Source organism: Dyadobacter sp. Leaf189 (genome assembly GCF_001424405.1).
Lineage (GTDB): Bacteria > Bacteroidota > Bacteroidia > Cytophagales > Spirosomataceae > Dyadobacter.
This window is the reverse complement of record NZ_LMPS01000001.1, coordinates 1,600,095-1,617,978: the sequence shown is the minus strand read 5'-3', so window position 1 is coordinate 1,617,978 and position 17,884 is coordinate 1,600,095. Positions and strand designations below refer to the sequence as shown.

Sequence of the window (17,884 nt, the reverse complement as noted above, 5' to 3'; positions counted from 1 at the left end):
AACAAAAAAATCCTCACCGAAGCGAGGATTTTCTGAATAACAGGAGGCATTTACGGAATGCCCAAAGGTGGTCAGTTTAACTGAAATGCAATCGGCAATGTAAACTTAACCCGTACCGGATTTCCTGCCTGACGGCCAGGAACCCAGCCAGGCATTAGTTTCACTACACGTACCGCCTCTTCATCGCAGCCAAAACCTATTCCCTTGATTGCCGATACGTCTTCAATTTTTCCATCAGATCCAACTGTAAACTGCACAAATACCCTCCCCTGAATCCCCGCCTTTGAAGCGGCAGAAGGATACCTCAGATTTTTTTGTAGAAACGCGGCCATTGCCTGCATTCCGCCCTGGAATTCCGGGGCTTGTTCTACGTGTAAAAAGATACTTTCCTCTCTTGTTTTCACGCCCGCCGCCGCCGTCTTGGCAGTCCCGATATCTGCTAATGGCGGAACAATAATGTCAATATCTTCTATACCCTCTAATGTTTTTTCAGCAGGAACTGCGTTTTCCAGCTCTTCAACGGCCGGCGGGAGGTTTTCCATGGAAACCTGATCATCCTGCATGACAACCGGCGGCAACATCCTCACCGATTTGGCAACGGGTGCTGGCTCTTTCACTTCCACAGGAGGTTTAGGTGTCTCCCGGAGAATGTCAATCGGTTTCGCTTCAACAATGTATGCGATATCATCCGGCTTGGGATCGGGTACCAGTCTTGCATACAGATTCGGAAGGAACACGATCAATCCAAATAGGGTAACGCCCATTATGACGGATTTCTGAATGGTTTGTCCGTACGATTTCCTCAGATCATAGGCGCCGTAAAGCTTGTTGCGACCTTCAAACACGATGTCATTTAAAGATTTTTCCATGGCTAACAGATTTTTATGGTCAACACTCAAATCTAGAAGTGTCCTGGAATCCGCTGTTTCGACGATATTCTCGAATATCTGTTCAAACGGTTTTCCGTCCCATAGACGCTCCTCAGCCTCACAAGCCAAATGATCGAGGATCTCCGGCAACAATTCCGGATTCAGCTTGCTCGACTTCAAATATGATTTAATCAAATCAATGCGGTGTTCCTGAAGGCGTTTCATAGGACAATCTGTTTTAGATTTTAACCATGTAACTCGTTTATTCGGTGGCCAGATTTTTAGGAGCGAGTAACAATCGAACTGCGTCTATAAAACGTTCAAGGTCATTGGTTTTATTACGGGCAGCCTCGTTCCCAGGACTGGTAAGTGAATAATATTTTCTAAGCCGGCCATCAACCTCCACAGACTCTGTGATGAGAAACCCCTCTTGTTCCAGCTTGTGCAACACCGGATAAAGTGCTCCGAACGTCAGCGCGATTGCGCCGCCCGTTCTTTCCTTTACCTCCTGCGTAATTTCGTATCCGTACATCCTGTCATGCTCGGCCAACAAATTCAACACGATGGTTTTTAATGTTCCCCGGACATACTCGTTACTTGTTGTGTTATTATCCATGAGTTAAAATTTGATTAAGCGAATATATATAAGTTTTTTATATATACAATACAAAAATAGAATTTCTTTTTCCCGAAGTCAATACTTGGCTGATAATTAGCCCTCCGTAAGCGGAATGGAGCGGTTAATACGCTCTTCCAACGAGATAAAAGTTTCTGTTCTCTGTATTCCGTTTACTTTTTGGATCTTATCATGAAGAATTTCACGTAAATGCCCGGTATCGCGGCAAACGATTTTTAGAAAGATACTATAGATACCTGTTGTATAATGAATGTTTACAACTTCGGGAATATTTTCAAGCTCGGTAGCCACTTGTTCGTATAGGGAGCTTTTATCAAGATAAATTCCCAAAAAAGCGCTGATGTCCCAACCCAGCTTGGCCGGATCAATGACAAGCTGAGATCCTTTAACAATTCCCATTTGTTCCAGCTTCTTCATACGCACGTGTACGGTACCGCCCGACACAAATACGCGCTTACCGATCTCCGTGTACGGCAACGCAGCATTTTCAATCAGGAGGGATAAAATACGAAGATCGGTACTATCGATATCTGAATATTTCTGCATTTCGATCTGAATGTTTGAATTTTTCGCAATACAAGAACCTAATTTATGTGATTATTGTAAATTTTGACAATTTTTAATGAAAATATTTTATATTAAATCTGGAAGCTATAATTTTGCAAAACCAAACGGGAATGGAACTATAATATTTCCTGAATGTTTGAAGATCACATTGTAGGGTGATGAAATTGGCAGCCATGCCCTCCTGTCTCGGGGGTGGTGAATAAGGGATAAACGCGGCATAATGCCGACTAACGTCGACTGGGGTGGACCACCAACAGTATTTGTACCGTAGCTAACCGCACCGTGGGTGGTTCGAATCCCCCTCCTACAGCAAAAAAAACTTGACAAGCGAATTTTTTCGTATTAGTTTTATTTGGTTTTTAGTTTGTTGATGAAGTGTAATTTGACACGCGGGTTCATTTTGAAACCTGCGTGTTTTCATTTTATGCCTGTTCAACATGGAATGGGGCTTTTTCAGTCCTTCTTCTTCCTCTTCTACGTTTCTCAGTTCGCAACGAACTTTCAGACTTCTCCAACTTCTTCATTTCCTTTTTAACTCGCCTGTTGAGTTATCAGGAAAAATTATGCCGCGTCTCGCGTCAGCTCTCCCGTCTTGTACAATAATAGTTTTCGCCCCTTTAACTTTGATTAAGTAAGAAAAAACTAAAAATTTTTATGTAACCGTGGGTACTATTTGTAGAGTTACTACTCATCGTTCACAACATCTCATCGAATTCTATGGATGTTCCCTGTAACGATTCTTCATCAAGCCACTTGCCTATGAGTTGAACCCATTGAAAATAAAAAACGGTGATGCTGGTAACACCACCGTTTGAACTGCATGCCCGGCTACTTCCGGTCTGGTAAACCGGACCGGGCTGCACAAGGAATTACTCACTGTAAAACAAGCTCAATCCTTAATCAAGAGTATGAAAAAACTGCGACTGCTGCGTCTGCCCGGCTTACTGCCGGGCGTGATCCCTGCTTTGTGCCTGATTGTTTTCCTCACAGGCACAGCGAGCGCCCGCTCCAAGCCATTTGATGCAAATCCTCTTACTTCGGTGGCGGCCGATACGCTCATTGTAAAAGGACAGGTATTCGATGGAAGTGAACCACCTGTTGCATTGCCCGGCGTTACGGTTCAGGTCAAAAAGACAGACCGTGGGGTAACTACCGACCCAAATGGGAATTTTGAGATACAAACGAACATCGGTGATACACTGGTTTTCACCTTCGTGGGTCTGGATCCGAAAGAACTGCCTGTGTTGAGCTCAAAAAACATGGTAGTCTCATTAAAAGAAAAAAATACTGCTCTGAACGAAGTAGTGGTAACCGGCTATTCGGAACAAAAAGCCCGTAACCTGGCGAATGCGATCGGTAAGCTCGACGTAAAGGCGGCCGTCGCCAATAAACCAATTACCCAACTTTCCCAGGCATTGCAAGGCGGCGTAACTGGTCTTACTGTCATGCAGGGAAGCGGAATGGCGGGTGAAGATCGTTCCAATATACTGATCCGGGGAATTTCAACAATCGGCAATTCCTCCCCTCTTGTGCTGGTGGATGGTGTTCCATTCGATATCAATTCGGTCGACCCGACGACGGTTGAGAGCATTACGGTACTTAAAGATGCAGCCGCAGCTTCCATTTACGGCGCACGTGCCGCAAATGGCGTGATCCTGGTAACTACCAAGCGTGGCATTCCAGGGAAGCTTTCTGTTACTTACGACGGCTACGGCGGCGTACAGAATGCCACTTACCTGCCCAAATTCGTCGATGCACCCAAGTATATGGAAATGGTGAATGAGGCTTATGCAAACATAGGCGGGCTGCAACCATACAGCGGCGAAACCATCCAAAAAACCAGAGAAGGCAATGATCCGATCGCATATCCCAATACGAACTGGTCGGAACTGATGTTGAACAAGAATCCAATTATCCAAAGTCACTCGGTAAGTATCTCCGGCGGAAATGAGCTGGCTCGCTTTGCGGTAAGTGGCAACTATTTGTATCAGGATGGACTGACACCAAAGCGCGATTATGAAAGATTTTCATTCCGGGCCAATACGGGGGTAACGCTCACGAAAAATATATCCATGCTGCTGGACCTGGTGGCTAATCGTGGCAGAAACAGATCTGAACTGGTACGCTTCGGAAATTCGCTGCATTTGGTCTACTCAACACCTCCGAACATTGTGCCCAAGTATCCGCTCAAAGACAATGGGTACCAGGCTTACGGAAATTTTGGCGAAATGATGAACCCGATGGCTGAACTGGAAAGAGGCGGCTACGCGCAGAATAAGTCAGATCAGATCAATATCAATTTTCAACCAACCTGGCAAATTACGCCCGAGTTGAAAATCCGGGGTCAATACCTATATCGCATCAATTCAAATGGGTTCCTGGACAACCGGAACTCCTATAACTTTTTAGATTACTACACGGGAAATCTGGTGTTCACGTACGGCAATTCGAAAGGTTCAAGTGTCGGAAGAAGCACTTATAATTACCTGGCCTCCAATCTTGAATTCTCACAGACTTACGGAAAGCATTTTGTTTATGCGATAGCCGGTTTGTCCAGGGAAGCGGATAACCCGTCCAACTTCGATCAGATGACCCTCGCATCCTATTTCGTTAAATTCAATTATGTATTTGACAACAGATTCTTGCTTGAAAGTACCGTACGCGCCGACGGATCTTCCAAATTTGGCCCGAACAGAAAATGGGGTACTTTTCCCTCGGTTGCATTGGGATGGAACGTTCATAACGAAAACTTCCTGAAAGACGTCGGCTTCCTGACCAGCTTCAAGCTGCGCGCCTCCTATGGATTAATGGGGAATAACGGAAATGTGGAAAGGTACCGCTACCAGAGCCTGATTGACGGAGGGAATGGAGTGGAGACCACAATTGGCAACCCGGAAATCACCTGGGAAACCGTCAAAATGCTTGATATAGGAACAGATATCCGCCTGTTTGACAATCTCGGCATTACCATTGACTGGTTCAGTAAAACAACGGATGACATTCTTCTTTCTCCGCCATTGTCACTTTCCTCAGGCGTTAATTCCCTGCCTGTCAATTCAGGATCGGTTTCCAATAAAGGCTGGGAATTCATGTTCAACTATTCCAAGTCCCTCGGAAAAGACTTTGAGATCAGTGGAAGCGCGGGTTTTTCTTATTACAATAATAAAATCCTGTCTTTGCGGGGCGGTCCGTATGTAAGTTCAAGCGGGTTGGAAATTAACGCGGTAGGCAAGCCGATCAATAGCTACTATCTGCACAAAACCGACGGACTTCTTACGCAGGCTGACATTGAATCCGGTATACCTCTGCTGCCCGGCCAGCAGATTGGCGATATCAAATACTTGGATATCAATGCAGATGGTAATATAGATAAGGAGGATAAGCAGATAATGGGAAATCCGAACCCACAGGGAAGCTACTTCGCCAATTTGAACTTCGTCTACAAGCGTTTTAGCCTCGAAACTCAGCTGAATGGTTTTACAAAAAGTCTTGCTTACTACACAGGCAGGTACCAAACTGTGCTGAATGTAACTTCAAATTTCGACGGAGGAACTCCGATGCAGTATCAAACTGATTACTGGACCCCGGAAAATCCCGATGCGATGTTCCCAAGGTTGTCACCTGCGCCGGGCAACAATGCACTTCCCTCCGATTACTGGCTCACCAATGCGGCCTTTTTGAGGATTAAATACATTCAGCTGGGATACAATTTCGATCCCGAACTAGTCAAGAGAATCAAGCTTACTAACCTGCGGGTTTTTGTCAATGCGCAAAATGCAATTACACTCAGCAAGATGAAATATTTTGATCCTGAAACCCGGGGAAGCGAAGCCAACTACCCGTTAATGAAGGTTTTTACAGTTGGTTTGAATGTAAAATTCTAGACTCACAACCGTATGAAAAAATTACTAACTCTTACATTGTCAGCATTGTTGCTATCGTCCTGTGCTGAGGAATTTTTAACAAGAGACCATCCTACCGCAACAACAGACGAGAACTTCTGGAACACCGAGGGCGAGATCAATACTGCGCTCAACATTTTGTACGATCAGGTACCCACCGGCGGATTCAGGTATCAGAACAACACCCGCATTACCTTCGAGGGCATGACGGACAATGCTGTTTGGTACGCAAACTTTTTTGGTGAGGTCAACATTGTCGCACTCGGCAATGCCAACTCGCAAATGCGCGCTACTGAATGGGCGGCTATTCAGCCGGTTTGGCAGGAAAATTACACCGCTATCCGAAGAGCCAACCGTTTTCTTGAGCATGCGGGAAAAGCGCTGATTGAGCCAAATCTGAAAAGGCGCTATTTCGCAGAAGCCCGCGCCTTACGTGCCTGGTTTCACCTGGATCTGATGCTGTACTACGGTGATATCCCCATCGTCACCACCGTTGTGTTACCGACTGAAACCGATCTGAAGAAAAACACCCGCCAGGAAGTCGTTGATTTTGTGGTCGCTGAGCTGAATGCAGCGGCAGCCGACTTACCGGCAGTTTACGCTGTAAATGATATCAGGCGGGTGAGTAAGGGAGCTTGTTACACCATGCAAACAGTGGCATTCCTCAACAATCACCAGTATGCCGAGGCAGTTAGTGCCGCGAAGCAGGTGATCGACCTGAATCTGTACAAGCTGCACCCCAGCTACGCCTCGCTTTTTAATTATGAAGGCCAGGTAAACGAAGAGCGTATTTTCATCCGGCAATCGGGAAATGATGATACCTTTTATAGAAGCGCACCTGGCTACATAGGCGGAAATGCGTGTCTGAATCCCACAGGTTCGCTGGTTAACACATACGAAACAAAGCAGGGAAAAACGCTTGCTGAGTTATCTCCCGACAGTGCGGCGATTTATAAGCTTAATCCCAACTTCCATTCAAATCGTGACCCCAGACTCGAACTGACTATCGCCTACCCAGGCTCCACCTTTTATGGTGACTTAAATCCGTGGGACGACTCACCTAACAACCCGAACAGATTGGCGGCCAACTATTCGTCAAAAACGGGCTACTGGCTCCGGAAGTATGTTGATATGGCTGATAAAGGCAGGGGACGCGGCTCGCTGGACTATATGGTTTATCGCTACGGAGACTTGCTTTTAATGTACGTCGAGGCACTCGTGGAAAGCGGTCAATGGAACCACCCGGATGTAGTCAAGTATCTGAATGCGATTCGGAACAGGGCAAAAATGCCGAATATAGACACGAAAGTATACAACAGTGAAGCTAAAATCAGGGAGTTATACCAGCGCGAGCGACGTGTTGAACTGGCATTTGAGGGAAGCAGGTTATTCGATATCCGCAGGTGGAAGATTGGAGAAAAGGTAATGAATGGTGTTGTTGAAGGCGCCATTGACCCGAGAACCAAGAAGCCGGTTAGTGTAGAAACCCGCACCTTCAAGGCCAAAGATTACCTCTGGCCCATTCCCGCAAGAGAAATGGAAGGCAACCCAAGTATGGAGCAGAATCCAGGGTACTAGTCAATTTGGAAATTTGTGATCAAAAGCCGGCTTCAAATAAAAGCCGGCTTTCTCATACCGCTAAAATACAAAAAGCTCAGATCTCTCTGAGCTTTTCTGCGGTCTGGACGGGACTCGAACCCGCGACCCCATGCGTGACAGGCATGTATTCTAACCAACTGAACTACCAAACCAATACTTAAAGAACTTAACTTAAAATCTCTGGCGGTCTGGGGATACGGCCACCCGGCGGGGCTTGAACCGGGCTGCGGAAGTCCGTGACCCCATGCGTGACAGCCTACGCGGCCCGGGCATGTATTCTAACCAACTGAACTACCAAACCAATACTTAAAGAACTAAACTTAAAATTTCTGGCGGTCTGGACGGGACTCGAACCCGCGACCCCATGCGTGACAGGCATGTATTCTAACCAACTGAACTACCAAACCAGATATTACAAACTTTCAAAATTGCCGGACTGGACGGGACTCGAACCGGGCTGCGGAAGTCCGCGACCCCATGCATTCCAGCCTACGCGGCCCGGGCATGTATTCTAACCAACTGAACTACCAAACCATGTTATTTTCCAGCTCTTTCCTGAAAAACGTGGTGCAAAACTAGTATTATTATTATTGATTACAATAGCTGAGACATCAATTTAGTTATTTTATTTGTAAAAGAATAATCCGCAACAAAGGAAGATTCTGAGAATGAAATAGTTGTATTCAGAGCTAAAATGACCTATATAAAGGATGTTATCCGGGAGCTGGAAAACCTGGCTCCTGTCTCGTACCAGGAAGGGTATGACAACGCCGGCCTGATCGTAGGATCGCCGGAAGTAACTGCGCGGGGCGTAATGCTTACACTTGACGTCACTGAGGAAGTAGTTGAAGAAGCGATACTGAAACAATGCAACCTCATTGTGGCCCACCACCCTATCGTTTTTAAGGGATTAAAGAAATTAAATGGGTCTGACTATGTGGAGCGCACTGTTATTAAAGCGATCAAAAACGACATTGCCATCTACGCCACGCACACCAATCTGGACCATGTACCAGGCGGAGTAAACTGGCAAATCGCTGAAAGATTAGGGTTAACCGACCTGAAAGTGCTCGCTCCGAAGGCGCAGATACTTACCAAACTCGCATTCTTTACACCCGTAGCAAATACCCAGTCGATTCTTGATGCACTGTTTGCTGCCGGGGCCGGCGAAATTGGCGATTATAAAAATTGCAGTTTCAGAGTAGAAGGCACAGGCACATTCCTGCCGGGTGAGCAGGCAAACCCTGTCATTGGGACAAACGGCCAGTTGGAAGAAGTAAAAGAGCACAGGGTGGAAGTCATGTTCCCGACTTACTTACAAAGCAAAATGCTTCGGGTACTTCGCGATGTACATCCTTATGAGGAAGTAGCGTATTACCTCACCTCACTTGAAAATCTCAACCAGGAAGTAGGTGCAGGCGCTATCGGCTCCCTGCCTGAGCCGATGCCATTGCATGTATTCCTGAGTTTCCTGAAAGATCGGATGCAGCTCCCGATGATCAAATTCACTCCGACCAGCTCTCACACTGTTCAGAAAGTTGCGGTTTGCGGCGGGGCGGGAAGTTTCCTTTTAAAGGATGCAATCCGGGCGAAGGCAGATGTATTTGTAACTGCCGACTATAAATATCACGAATTTTTCGACGCAGAGCGGAGGATAATGATCTGTGACATCGGACACTACGAAAGCGAAGTATATACTAAAAATTTACTATATAACTATTTGTCCGGAAAATTTCCTAATTTTGCACTCTGTTTGTCAGAGGTCAATACCAATCCAGTTCGATATTTTGTATAGAAAGTAATTTCATCAAGAATATTTTCTGATTATTTATTGAGAATCTTCGGCTGACTGCCTTCACTTATTACGCATTGAAACAAGTCCATAAAAGACATACATGGAAAACACAATCGCACAGAAATTAGATGCTCTCCTGAAATTGCAGGAAATTGATTCAAGCCTTGACGAAATACGAAAAACACGCGGTGATCTTCCCGAAGAGGTAAGAGATCTGGAAGACGAGATTATCGGTTTTGAGACCCGCTTAGCAAAATTTAAAAGTGAAATTGCCAATCTTAATAACGAGATCGACAATTTCAAGAATGCACAAAAAGAAGGTGAAAAGCTGATCAAGAAATACAAAGATCAGCAGATGAACGTCCGCAACAACCGCGAGTACGATGCAATCACCAAAGAAGTAGAACTGCAGGAGCTGGATATGCAGCTGGCTGATAAGAAAATCAATGAAGCTCGTGCCCGTATCCGCCTGATTGAAGAGGATGCAAATCGTGCCGAATCGGTTTTGAATGAAAGAAATGAAGATCTGAAAGCGAAAAAAGGTGAGCTTTCAGTAATCACAAGCGAAAGTGAAGCAGAGGAAAAAGGGTTGATCTCGGAGAGAGAAAAGCACGTGAAGAAGATTGAAGATCGTTTGCTTAAATCTTATCAGAAAATCCGTGACAACTCTATGAACGGACTTGCAGTAGTTCACGTATCACGTGGCGCCTGCGGAGGCTGTTTCAGCATTGTCCCACCACAACGTCAGGCTGATATCCGTGAGCGTAAAAAACTGATTGTCTGCGAACACTGCGGCCGCATATTGGCTGATGTGGAAAGCGTTGAGCCAGTTCACCAGCGTCGGTAATAATCATTAAATTGAATGAAAAGGTTGTCTGAAGAGACAACCTTTTTTTATGTCTTCTATGTACTTTTTCATCAAAATGCTGGTCGTAAGTAAGCAATGCTTTTCAAGCATTCTCTTGTTACTTTTCGTGCTTTCTGCCAATTATGTGCAGGCAGAGATCGCGGCGGCCGGTGTTGATTTTACCCCGAAGCTGCAGAAAGCATATTTTGAGATTCAGAAGCTTCGGCTGCCCAATGCACGAAAACTGATAGATGCAGAGCGGGCAGAGCAGATAAATAATGCATTTATCCCCTATCTCGATAACTATGCCGATCTGCATTACCTGCTGATATCGGAGGATCGGGTATCTTACAAAAAGCTGCTTGCATTAGAGAGCGGGCGCCTGGAACTGGTGTCGCAGCTGCCGGATCAATCTCCATACAAACGCTTCCTGCTCGCAGAAATACGGCTGCATTGGGCATTTGCAAAATTAAAATTTGGTGATCAGGCGAGCGGCGCGTGGGAGATAATCAAAGCATACAAGTTGCTTGAAGAGAACCGCAAGAAATTTCCCGACTTCATCCCGACATTGAAGTCGCTGGGCTTGTTGCACGTACTGATCGGATCGATCCCTGATAATTATGCGTGGGTAAAACGGATACTCGGCCTAAAAGGCAACATACAGGCTGGCATCCGGGAATTGAGGATTGTACAGCAGGAAGAGCCCTTTTTCCGTCAGGAAGCCGAGCTGGTGGATTTGTTGTTACATGCCTACACGCTGAAACTTTCTCCGGAACAACAAAAACGAATCCGTAAATGGCCCATTGAGCAGCCTGACAATCTCCTGCTCCATTTCTTTGCTACAACCGTTTTAATGAAAGAAAACCGAAGCGATGAAGCGATCGCTTTTCTGAATGATGCGCCTGGCGGAGAAGCTTATGTCAGCTTTCCATTTCTCAAATATCTTAAAGGAGAAATTGAGCTGCAGCGAGGTAATTATGATGCGGCGGTTGACCAATATCTTTTATTCCAAAAACAGTACCGCGGCTTCAACTATATCAAGGACACTTACTTCAAACTTTTCATGTGTCGCTGGCTGGCGGGGAAAGATGCCGAGGCAAATGTATTTATAAGAAAAATCGGCTCGTCAGGAGAAATGATCGTAGAAGCTGATCAGCTTGCGGAACGAACTGCCAAAGAATTTTTGGCAGGCAAAATTAGTGCGCAACAAAAAACGCTTTACCGGGCGCGCTACGCGACCGACGGCGGCTTTCTGCCAAAAGCTTTGACTATTATGCAAAACTTTTCGGAAAACAACTTTACAGCTATCTCCGAAAAGGCCGAGTTCAATTACAGAAAAGCGCGAATACTGCACAAAATGGAGCAAAATGCGAGCGCAGTGCCCTATTACGAGCGCTGCCTGCTTCTAAGTCAGTCCGGGAGCCCTGGCCTCGGTGCCTCCGCCGCATTACAGCTGGGCTATATTTATCTTGAGAAAAAAGAGAAACAGAAGGCGGCAGACTATTTTAAGAAAGCAATGTCTTTCAAAAAACACGAATACAAGAACAGCATCGATAATAAAGCCAGGGCTGCATTGACAGAATTGGGACAATAAAATGTGACCAAATGAGAGACCGAACGTCTAACAGATAAGTAGGTTCCGAATTTGATCCAAATGTCCAGAAAACCAAAGTCAGACAATCCAAGATGCATTCACAGCTGGTCCGAAGAAGATAAGCCGCGTGAAAAACTAATGCTGAAAGGCCGCGCAGCCTTAACAGACGCCGAATTAATCGCCATTCTCATTTGTTCCGGCACACCGGAAACTTCGGCTGTCGACCTGGCAAAGATCATTATGGCCAGCGTAGGCAACAGCATACATGAGCTTGCCAAGCTGGATTACAAGACTTTCATGAAATACAGAGGAATGGGGAAAGCGAAGGCGATTTCCATTGTGGCAGCACTCGAACTTGGCCGTCGCAGAAGTGATATCATGCCAACACGAAAACGAAAAATCATGGGCTCGGAGTCGGTTTACAAGGAAATGCGGCAATACCTGCTTGACAAGCCAAACGAAGAATTCTGGATCTTGCTTCTTAACCGCGGAAACGAGGTAATGCGGGCTTTGCCAGTGAGTGTAGGTGGGGTTTCGGGAGTAGCTGTGGACATCAAGCTGATTTTCAAACTTGCCATTGACTACCTGGCAAGCGCCGTGATTCTCGTCCACAACCATCCCTCCGGACAGCTGATACCAAGCATGCTGGACAAAATGCTCACGACTCAGATTAAGGAAGCCGGGCTCCTGCTGGACATTCCCATCCTGGATCACATGATTTTCACCGATAGTGGATTTTACAGCTTCCTGGATTCCGGCGAAATGTGAGGAAGTTACATTATGCCCTTTTTCCTGATCATATCGCCGAGTTCTTCGTAGCTGATCGTAAACTGGATTGCACCACGCGCATAAGCAGCTATCTCGTAAGGATTGTAGTAAAACAAAACACCTTTTTGCGTGAAAACATAGTTAACGGGTAATACAAACTGATGATTCAGGAGAAAATAACCAGCTTCTTCCAGGTCGATATCAGAAGTAAGCTTCTCGGTTTTTCTGAAATGCCGCTCCACCAGCTGTAACAATGCAGCAGAGTCAGCAACAAACTTTTTCATCTCCACTTCTGCACCATTCGTCGCGTCAAATGCGTGGAACGAGCGGAAGGTATTGGGATGTGCACCGCCGGTAAAAGCGTAATGGTCAAGTTGATAAAAAAGAACTTTGGAAGTTACCATTACCGTATCACCTTTCAGGCTCACTTCCCAGCAGCCGGGCGCATCTGGAAAATCCTTCTTGAAGTCGTTGTAGTTTCGCTGAAACACATTGAATGCACCTTCGAGCGTTGTTCCTGCGGCGCGATTAGCGGCGATACTGGCCGAATCGCCATGTTGGTTAACCCTATCGATCAGTTTGGCTGCGATCGTGTTGCGGATCTCAGAAGCAACTTCACTGGAATCTGCCGGCTCCCACACCTCGACTTTCACGCTCACACCCTGTCCGTTCGAAGCGGTATCACATTTTCCGAAAGTCGCCATTCTTATCTGGCCTTGCGAAAGTCCGTTGCGATCGCCCGAATTTTCATTTTTGGCAGAAGGGTTACAGCTGTAAAGCAAAGCAGCTGCAAAGAGAAGTACCAGAGCCTGTTTTTTCATGCGCAGTCCACGTCGGGGTTAAGATTTTATAGACTCATTAATTCTTTAAAACGAATTGCCTGCCGGCGCGAAATCTCAATTTTATCTCCGCCTTGCAGGGTTACCAGCAAACCGCCACTAAACCAGGGTTCGATTTTCTCAATCCAGCCCAGGTTGATAATGTGTTTACGGTTGGCCCTGAAGTACGTATTCGGGTCCAGTCTTTCTTCCAGGTTATTGAGAGATTTAAGTACCAGCGGCTTCTGGTCGTCGAAGTGTAGCCTGACGTAATTGCCCATTGATTCAAACAAACGAATTTTGCCCAGCTTGACAAACCAGCATTTTTCTCCGTCTTTCACAAATACCTGGTCATTTCCACCCAGTACTTTCTCAGCACGCTCGTGGGTCGGAGCAGGTGCCTCGGGCAGTGCCTGGTTTTCCTCAATCCTGTGAATGGTATCTTTTAGGCGCTCGTTATCGATCGGTTTAAGCAGATAGTCAAGCGCATTGTATTCAAAAGCTTTGATCGCATATTCGTCGTAAGCGGTTGTAAAAATCACTTCCGGCGTTTTCCCTTCGATGGAGGAGAGTAACTCGAATCCGTTCCTGCCTGGCATCTGAATGTCGAGAAACAGCAGCTCAGGCTGTAATTCATCGATCATTACCAGCGCTTCGTCCGCATTCGCAGCTTCACCTACGATCTCAATTTTGGTATATGGTTCAAGCAAACGTTTCAGTTCATTTCTCGCAAGGCGTTCATCGTCAACAATCAAGGTTCTCATGGCAGATAAGTTGGGGAATTAGTTAGTATAATATAGAATTTAGAACATTGCTTCTCAGTGGCCCGCGCCCGACTCCTGCCCCACCATCATCACATTCTCCGACAGCATTGGAATTTTAACTTCCGAACAAACTACATTGTCTTCACATTGATAAATCCTGAAAGTAGCAGCCTTTCCATACAGAATGGAGAGCCGCTCAGCTGTATTTTTCAAACCAACCCCACCGGATTCAGTGGTTCCCAGGTTACCTGAATTAAATATATTGATTGCGAGCACATCGTTCGCGATCTCTGCTTTAACATCGATAAAGCCGCCCCCAACTTCCTTTGAAACGCCATGCTTAATGCCGTTTTCCACCAATGTCTGCAGCATCATAGGAGGTACCTGCCAGTAAACAGCCTGCGCATTGGCATTGATCGTGTACCGAAGCCTGTCCTCGTAGCGCACTTTTTCAAGTTCAAGATAATCCTCTACTGTGCGCAGCTCTTCCTGCAAGTCAACCGTTTTTCTTCTGTCAGCAAGCAGCGAGTTCCTTAGAATATTGGAAAGCTGCGTTATACTCAGCTGTGCTTTGGACGGATCTTCATATACCAGCGCGCGGATGCTGTTCAGTGCATTGAATGTAAAATGCGGATTAAGCTGCGACCGCAACACTTTCGCCTCAGCCTCCCGCGCAGACATTTTCAGCATGATCTTTTCATAGCTCGCAAGCCGGTTCTGTTCCACATAATGGTAAACCGTATAGGATAAGATCCAGGCAAGCAGGTTCTTACACCAGTTTGCATAATAACTCCAAAAAACCAGCGGCTGATTGAGCAGGTTATGTTCCAGCATTTCCCGGTCCATCGGCTGGTTGATCATCGCCATAATAAGGCCCAGCCACAACACCGACCCTACCACCCGCAAAGCCAAACGCGGCAATGGAAGCGACGACCAGTTCCATTTACGGATCACCAGCCGGTAAACGTGGGTAAGCACGATCCCCAGCAGAATATTGGCCAGGGCAGTATAAAATTCACCGATTTCAAAACCATATTCGAGCACGTAAGGAACGTATTCGAACATGATCAGCAATGTCCATCCAAGGATCTGAAGAATCCAGTAAGTACGTTTTTTGGACATGTAATAGTAGCGCGTTGATTACCCCGAAAATAACAAATGTATTTACACGGAATGTGGGATGCCGTATAAATACATCAAAGGAAACGAACCTACACAAGCGGCTTTTACAGCGTTTGTGGAATTTCGAGGGAAAGAAGGTGGGTGATATCGTTACGGACTTCCAGTTCGAACTTTTGGGTATCGTAGGAATAATTGACTTTGTAAAGACAAAGGTTGCTATGTTCGTAATCATCCATTCGCACAAGCGGCTGATTAAAAAGCGTCGTCAGCAGAACCCGCATGGCACGTCCGTGCATAGCTATAAGGATGTTGCGCTCGTGGGGCCGGGATAAGATCGTTTCGATCACCGGAATTTGCCGCTCTCTTACCTGAATCGGGCTTTCGCCTTCCTCGGCTGCAAGCTCAATGTGACCATTGCGCCAGGCAGTTACCAGCTCTCTGTAATAGTTGTTATCGCCCGTGTTCGGCTCACGTCCCTCTCTGGCTCCCCAGGAGATTTCATTGAGGCCCGAGTAACTTTCGTGGGGTATGCCCAGCTTGATGAACCCACGGACAGTTTGGTGTGTTCGCTTTAAATCAGAGGTATATATTTTGTCAAAAGGAACATGTTGATAAGCATTGAAGAAAGCCGCTGCCTGGGCTTCTCCCCATTCGTTAAGCAAGGAGTCAACTCCGCTACCTTGTACCACTCCTCTGCGATTGAAATCTGTTTCACCGTGACGAATGAGGTATATAGATTTTCTTTTCAAAGTAATAGGATTATTTAAATATTATTTTTGCAAATACCTTGTTTTTACTTCATAAAGCACTAACAAATTTATACATTTTTTAGATATGTTTGTTAAAACCGTTTCATTAGAACAACTTAAATCATTCAGCACTAATACGATCGCCGACCACCTCGGAATCGAGTTCACCGAGATCGGCGCCGAATTTATAACAGCCCGAATGCCTGTTGACAGCCGCACGCACCAGCCATTTGGCATCTTGCACGGCGGAGCCTCGGTAGTACTTGCTGAAACATTGGGCAGCATTGCTTCGTTTTTAGTAATACCGGAGTCAGACGACAGGCACGCTGTCGGATTGGAGATCAATGCGAACCATTTACGACCTGTTAAGGAAGGTTTTGTGACGGGCAAAGTAACCTCGATCCATTTGGGCAGGACCACGCACATCTGGGATATCAGGATTACAAACGACCAGAACAAGCTGGTATGCATCAGCAGGTTGACGGTCGCTATTGTGAATGCAAACCGCTGACTTTATTTTGCATTAAAATCAAACAAATTCGACTTACACATTTTTCATTATAAATGCTTTCAGTAGAAAACCGCACCTCACTTTCAATATTTGAAGGTTTACAAATCCAGCAGATATGGGCGGCTGCTACACAAATGGGATTCCCGGCTGCACTTTGGCGGCTTCCTCACACCAGTGAAATCAAGTTGCTTATTGCTATCCGCAATGGAATAAAGAAGGTACAGCCAGAATTTGACAAGCTTTCAGCAGGATTTATGATCGCAGGCTTCGACTGGAAGGCCGGACAGGATGTACAGTTTATGGAAGGTGATATAGTTGTCACCTTTTCAGACGCGTACCAGGTGAATGCAGTTGAAAACAAGCTTGGAGAAGAGCACGTAGAAGTTCAGAAGCTGGTTGAGCTCGCGTCTGCTACAACTCAAAATGAAGCTGGATATGTCGCCGGCAGTCAGCTTCCGGTACTGGAACCGGAGCAAAACGAGGACGCAAAAACGCGTTTTCAGCGTACTGTTGAGCTTGCAGTGGCGGCAATCAGGCAAAATCAGTTTAAAAAAGTGGTTTTGTCAAGAACGAAAGACCTTAACTACTCCGAACATTTTCAGCCTGCCAAAGCATTCTGCGAACTTTCCAAAGTATACCCGCACGCATTTGTCTCACTTGTAAACCTTCCAGAACAAAACGAGCTGTGGCTCGGCGCGAGTCCCGAATTGCTTGTCCAACAGCATTCAAACGGTTTTTTCAAGACCATGTCGCTGGCCGGGACGCAAAAAGCGAGAACACAGTCGGGTGAGCTGCTCCCAAAATATGATATCCGCTGGGGCGAAAAGGAAATTGAGGAACACGCCCTTGTGAGCAGGTACATTGTCGAATGCTTTAAGAAAATCAGACTGAGAGAATATCTTGAAACGGGACCAAAAACTGTTCTGGCAGGAAACCTTTATCACCTTCGCACGGATTTTGAAGTAGATACTGCGGCTGTCAATTTCCCTGAGCTTGGCCCGGTTATGTTGAAGCTCCTTCACCCGACCTCGGCCGTGTGCGGTGTCCCCAAAGAACCAAGTTTGGAATTCCTTCTGAGTATCGAAGGGTATGACAGGTCTTTTTACAGTGGGTTTCTTGGACCAACGCAGGTGGGAGAAAACACAAGCCTCTTTGTGAATCTCAGGACAGTGAGATTTAAAAATGGGAAAGCGACATTTTTTGCGGGCGCAGGTATCACTGAGGATTCCATTCCAGAACATGAATGGGAAGAAACAGAGCTGAAATGCGATACATTGCTGCGGGTAATCGCAAAAACTTTATAGAATTTATTTTTCCAAATTAAACTTTTATAATACAGAAA

The 17,884-nt window shown here is 46.0% G+C and carries 15 protein-coding genes and 2 tRNA genes; 8 read left to right on the top strand and 9 right to left on the bottom strand.

The annotated features are described in order from the left end of the window. Positions 1 to 71: 71 nt before the first annotated feature. The 3 genes from ASG33_RS06835 to ASG33_RS06825 all read right to left on the bottom strand — a co-directional run bounded on the left by ASG33_RS06835 (position 72) and on the right by ASG33_RS06825 (position 2,052). Entirely contained in the window at positions 72 to 1,094 is a 1,023-nt protein-coding gene (locus ASG33_RS06835; protein WP_056281663.1) for an energy transducer TonB, read from the bottom strand. 37 nt (positions 1,095 to 1,131) lie between these two features. Continuing rightward, entirely contained in the window at positions 1,132 to 1,485 is a 354-nt protein-coding gene (locus ASG33_RS06830; RefSeq protein ID WP_031525481.1) for a PadR family transcriptional regulator, read from the bottom strand. 96 nt (positions 1,486 to 1,581) lie between these two features. Next, positions 1,582 to 2,052, bottom strand: a complete 471-nt coding sequence (locus tag ASG33_RS06825; RefSeq protein WP_056281660.1) for an Lrp/AsnC ligand binding domain-containing protein — start codon at positions 2,050 to 2,052, stop codon at positions 1,582 to 1,584. Positions 2,053 to 2,981: 929 nt separating this feature from the next. Between ASG33_RS06825 and ASG33_RS06820 the strand changes: the two genes are divergently transcribed. Continuing rightward, complete coding sequence (locus ASG33_RS06820; protein WP_056281657.1) at positions 2,982 to 5,957, top strand: TonB-dependent receptor; 2,976 nt, start codon at positions 2,982 to 2,984, stop codon at positions 5,955 to 5,957. Positions 5,958 to 5,969: 12 nt separating this feature from the next. Continuing rightward, a complete protein-coding gene (locus tag ASG33_RS06815; protein ID WP_056281655.1) occupies positions 5,970 to 7,553 on the top strand; it encodes a RagB/SusD family nutrient uptake outer membrane protein in 1,584 nt (527 codons plus the stop codon). 99 nt (positions 7,554 to 7,652) lie between these two features. On the opposite strand, the gene ASG33_RS06810 is transcribed toward ASG33_RS06815, so the two are convergent. Together ASG33_RS06810 and ASG33_RS06805 are read right to left on the bottom strand one after the other, a co-directional pair. Next, a tRNA-Asp gene (locus tag ASG33_RS06810) sits at positions 7,653 to 7,726 on the bottom strand. 178 nt (positions 7,727 to 7,904) lie between these two features. Then, positions 7,905 to 7,981 (bottom strand) — tRNA-Asp (locus tag ASG33_RS06805). 287 nt (positions 7,982 to 8,268) lie between these two features. Between ASG33_RS06805 and ASG33_RS06800 the strand changes: the two genes are divergently transcribed. From ASG33_RS06800 to radC, 4 genes are all read left to right on the top strand, one after another. After that, positions 8,269 to 9,369: a Nif3-like dinuclear metal center hexameric protein gene (locus tag ASG33_RS06800; protein ID WP_056281652.1), complete on the top strand. Its 1,101-nt coding sequence runs from the start codon at positions 8,269 to 8,271 to the stop codon at positions 9,367 to 9,369. A gap of 100 nt (positions 9,370 to 9,469) precedes the next feature. Then, positions 9,470 to 10,216, top strand: a complete 747-nt coding sequence (locus ASG33_RS06795) for a zinc ribbon domain-containing protein (RefSeq protein ID WP_056281650.1) — start codon at positions 9,470 to 9,472, stop codon at positions 10,214 to 10,216. Positions 10,217 to 10,265: 49 nt separating this feature from the next. Further along, complete coding sequence (locus ASG33_RS06790; protein ID WP_229238580.1) at positions 10,266 to 11,810, top strand: tetratricopeptide repeat protein; 1,545 nt, start codon at positions 10,266 to 10,268, stop codon at positions 11,808 to 11,810. A gap of 60 nt (positions 11,811 to 11,870) precedes the next feature. Further along, a complete protein-coding gene (radC, locus tag ASG33_RS06785) occupies positions 11,871 to 12,578 on the top strand; it encodes a RadC family protein (protein ID WP_056281647.1) in 708 nt (235 codons plus the stop codon). Between the two features lie 5 nt (positions 12,579 to 12,583). On the opposite strand, the gene ASG33_RS06780 is transcribed toward radC, so the two are convergent. The 4 genes from ASG33_RS06780 to ASG33_RS06765 form a co-directional block, all read right to left on the bottom strand. Next, positions 12,584 to 13,399 carry a DUF3298 and DUF4163 domain-containing protein gene (locus tag ASG33_RS06780; protein ID WP_056281644.1) on the bottom strand — a complete coding sequence of 272 codons (816 nt, stop codon included), beginning with the start codon at positions 13,397 to 13,399 and terminating at the stop codon, positions 12,584 to 12,586. A gap of 26 nt (positions 13,400 to 13,425) precedes the next feature. After that, positions 13,426 to 14,160 (bottom strand): LytTR family DNA-binding domain-containing protein, encoded by a 735-nt coding sequence (locus tag ASG33_RS06775; protein ID WP_056281641.1) that lies wholly within the window; start codon positions 14,158 to 14,160, stop codon positions 13,426 to 13,428. Between the two features lie 54 nt (positions 14,161 to 14,214). Then, a complete protein-coding gene (locus ASG33_RS06770) occupies positions 14,215 to 15,282 on the bottom strand; it encodes a sensor histidine kinase (protein WP_056281638.1) in 1,068 nt (355 codons plus the stop codon). Positions 15,283 to 15,386: 104 nt separating this feature from the next. Further along, entirely contained in the window at positions 15,387 to 16,031 is a 645-nt protein-coding gene (locus ASG33_RS06765; RefSeq protein ID WP_056281635.1) for a histidine phosphatase family protein, read from the bottom strand. 85 nt (positions 16,032 to 16,116) lie between these two features. On the opposite strand from ASG33_RS06765, the gene ASG33_RS06760 reads away from it, so the two are divergent. Further along, positions 16,117 to 16,542 carry a hotdog fold thioesterase gene (locus tag ASG33_RS06760; protein WP_056281632.1) on the top strand — a complete coding sequence of 142 codons (426 nt, stop codon included), beginning with the start codon at positions 16,117 to 16,119 and terminating at the stop codon, positions 16,540 to 16,542. Positions 16,543 to 16,595: 53 nt separating this feature from the next. Beyond that, positions 16,596 to 17,846, top strand: a complete 1,251-nt coding sequence (locus ASG33_RS06755; protein WP_229238579.1) for a chorismate-binding protein — start codon at positions 16,596 to 16,598, stop codon at positions 17,844 to 17,846. Positions 17,847 to 17,884: the final 38 nt, after the last annotated feature.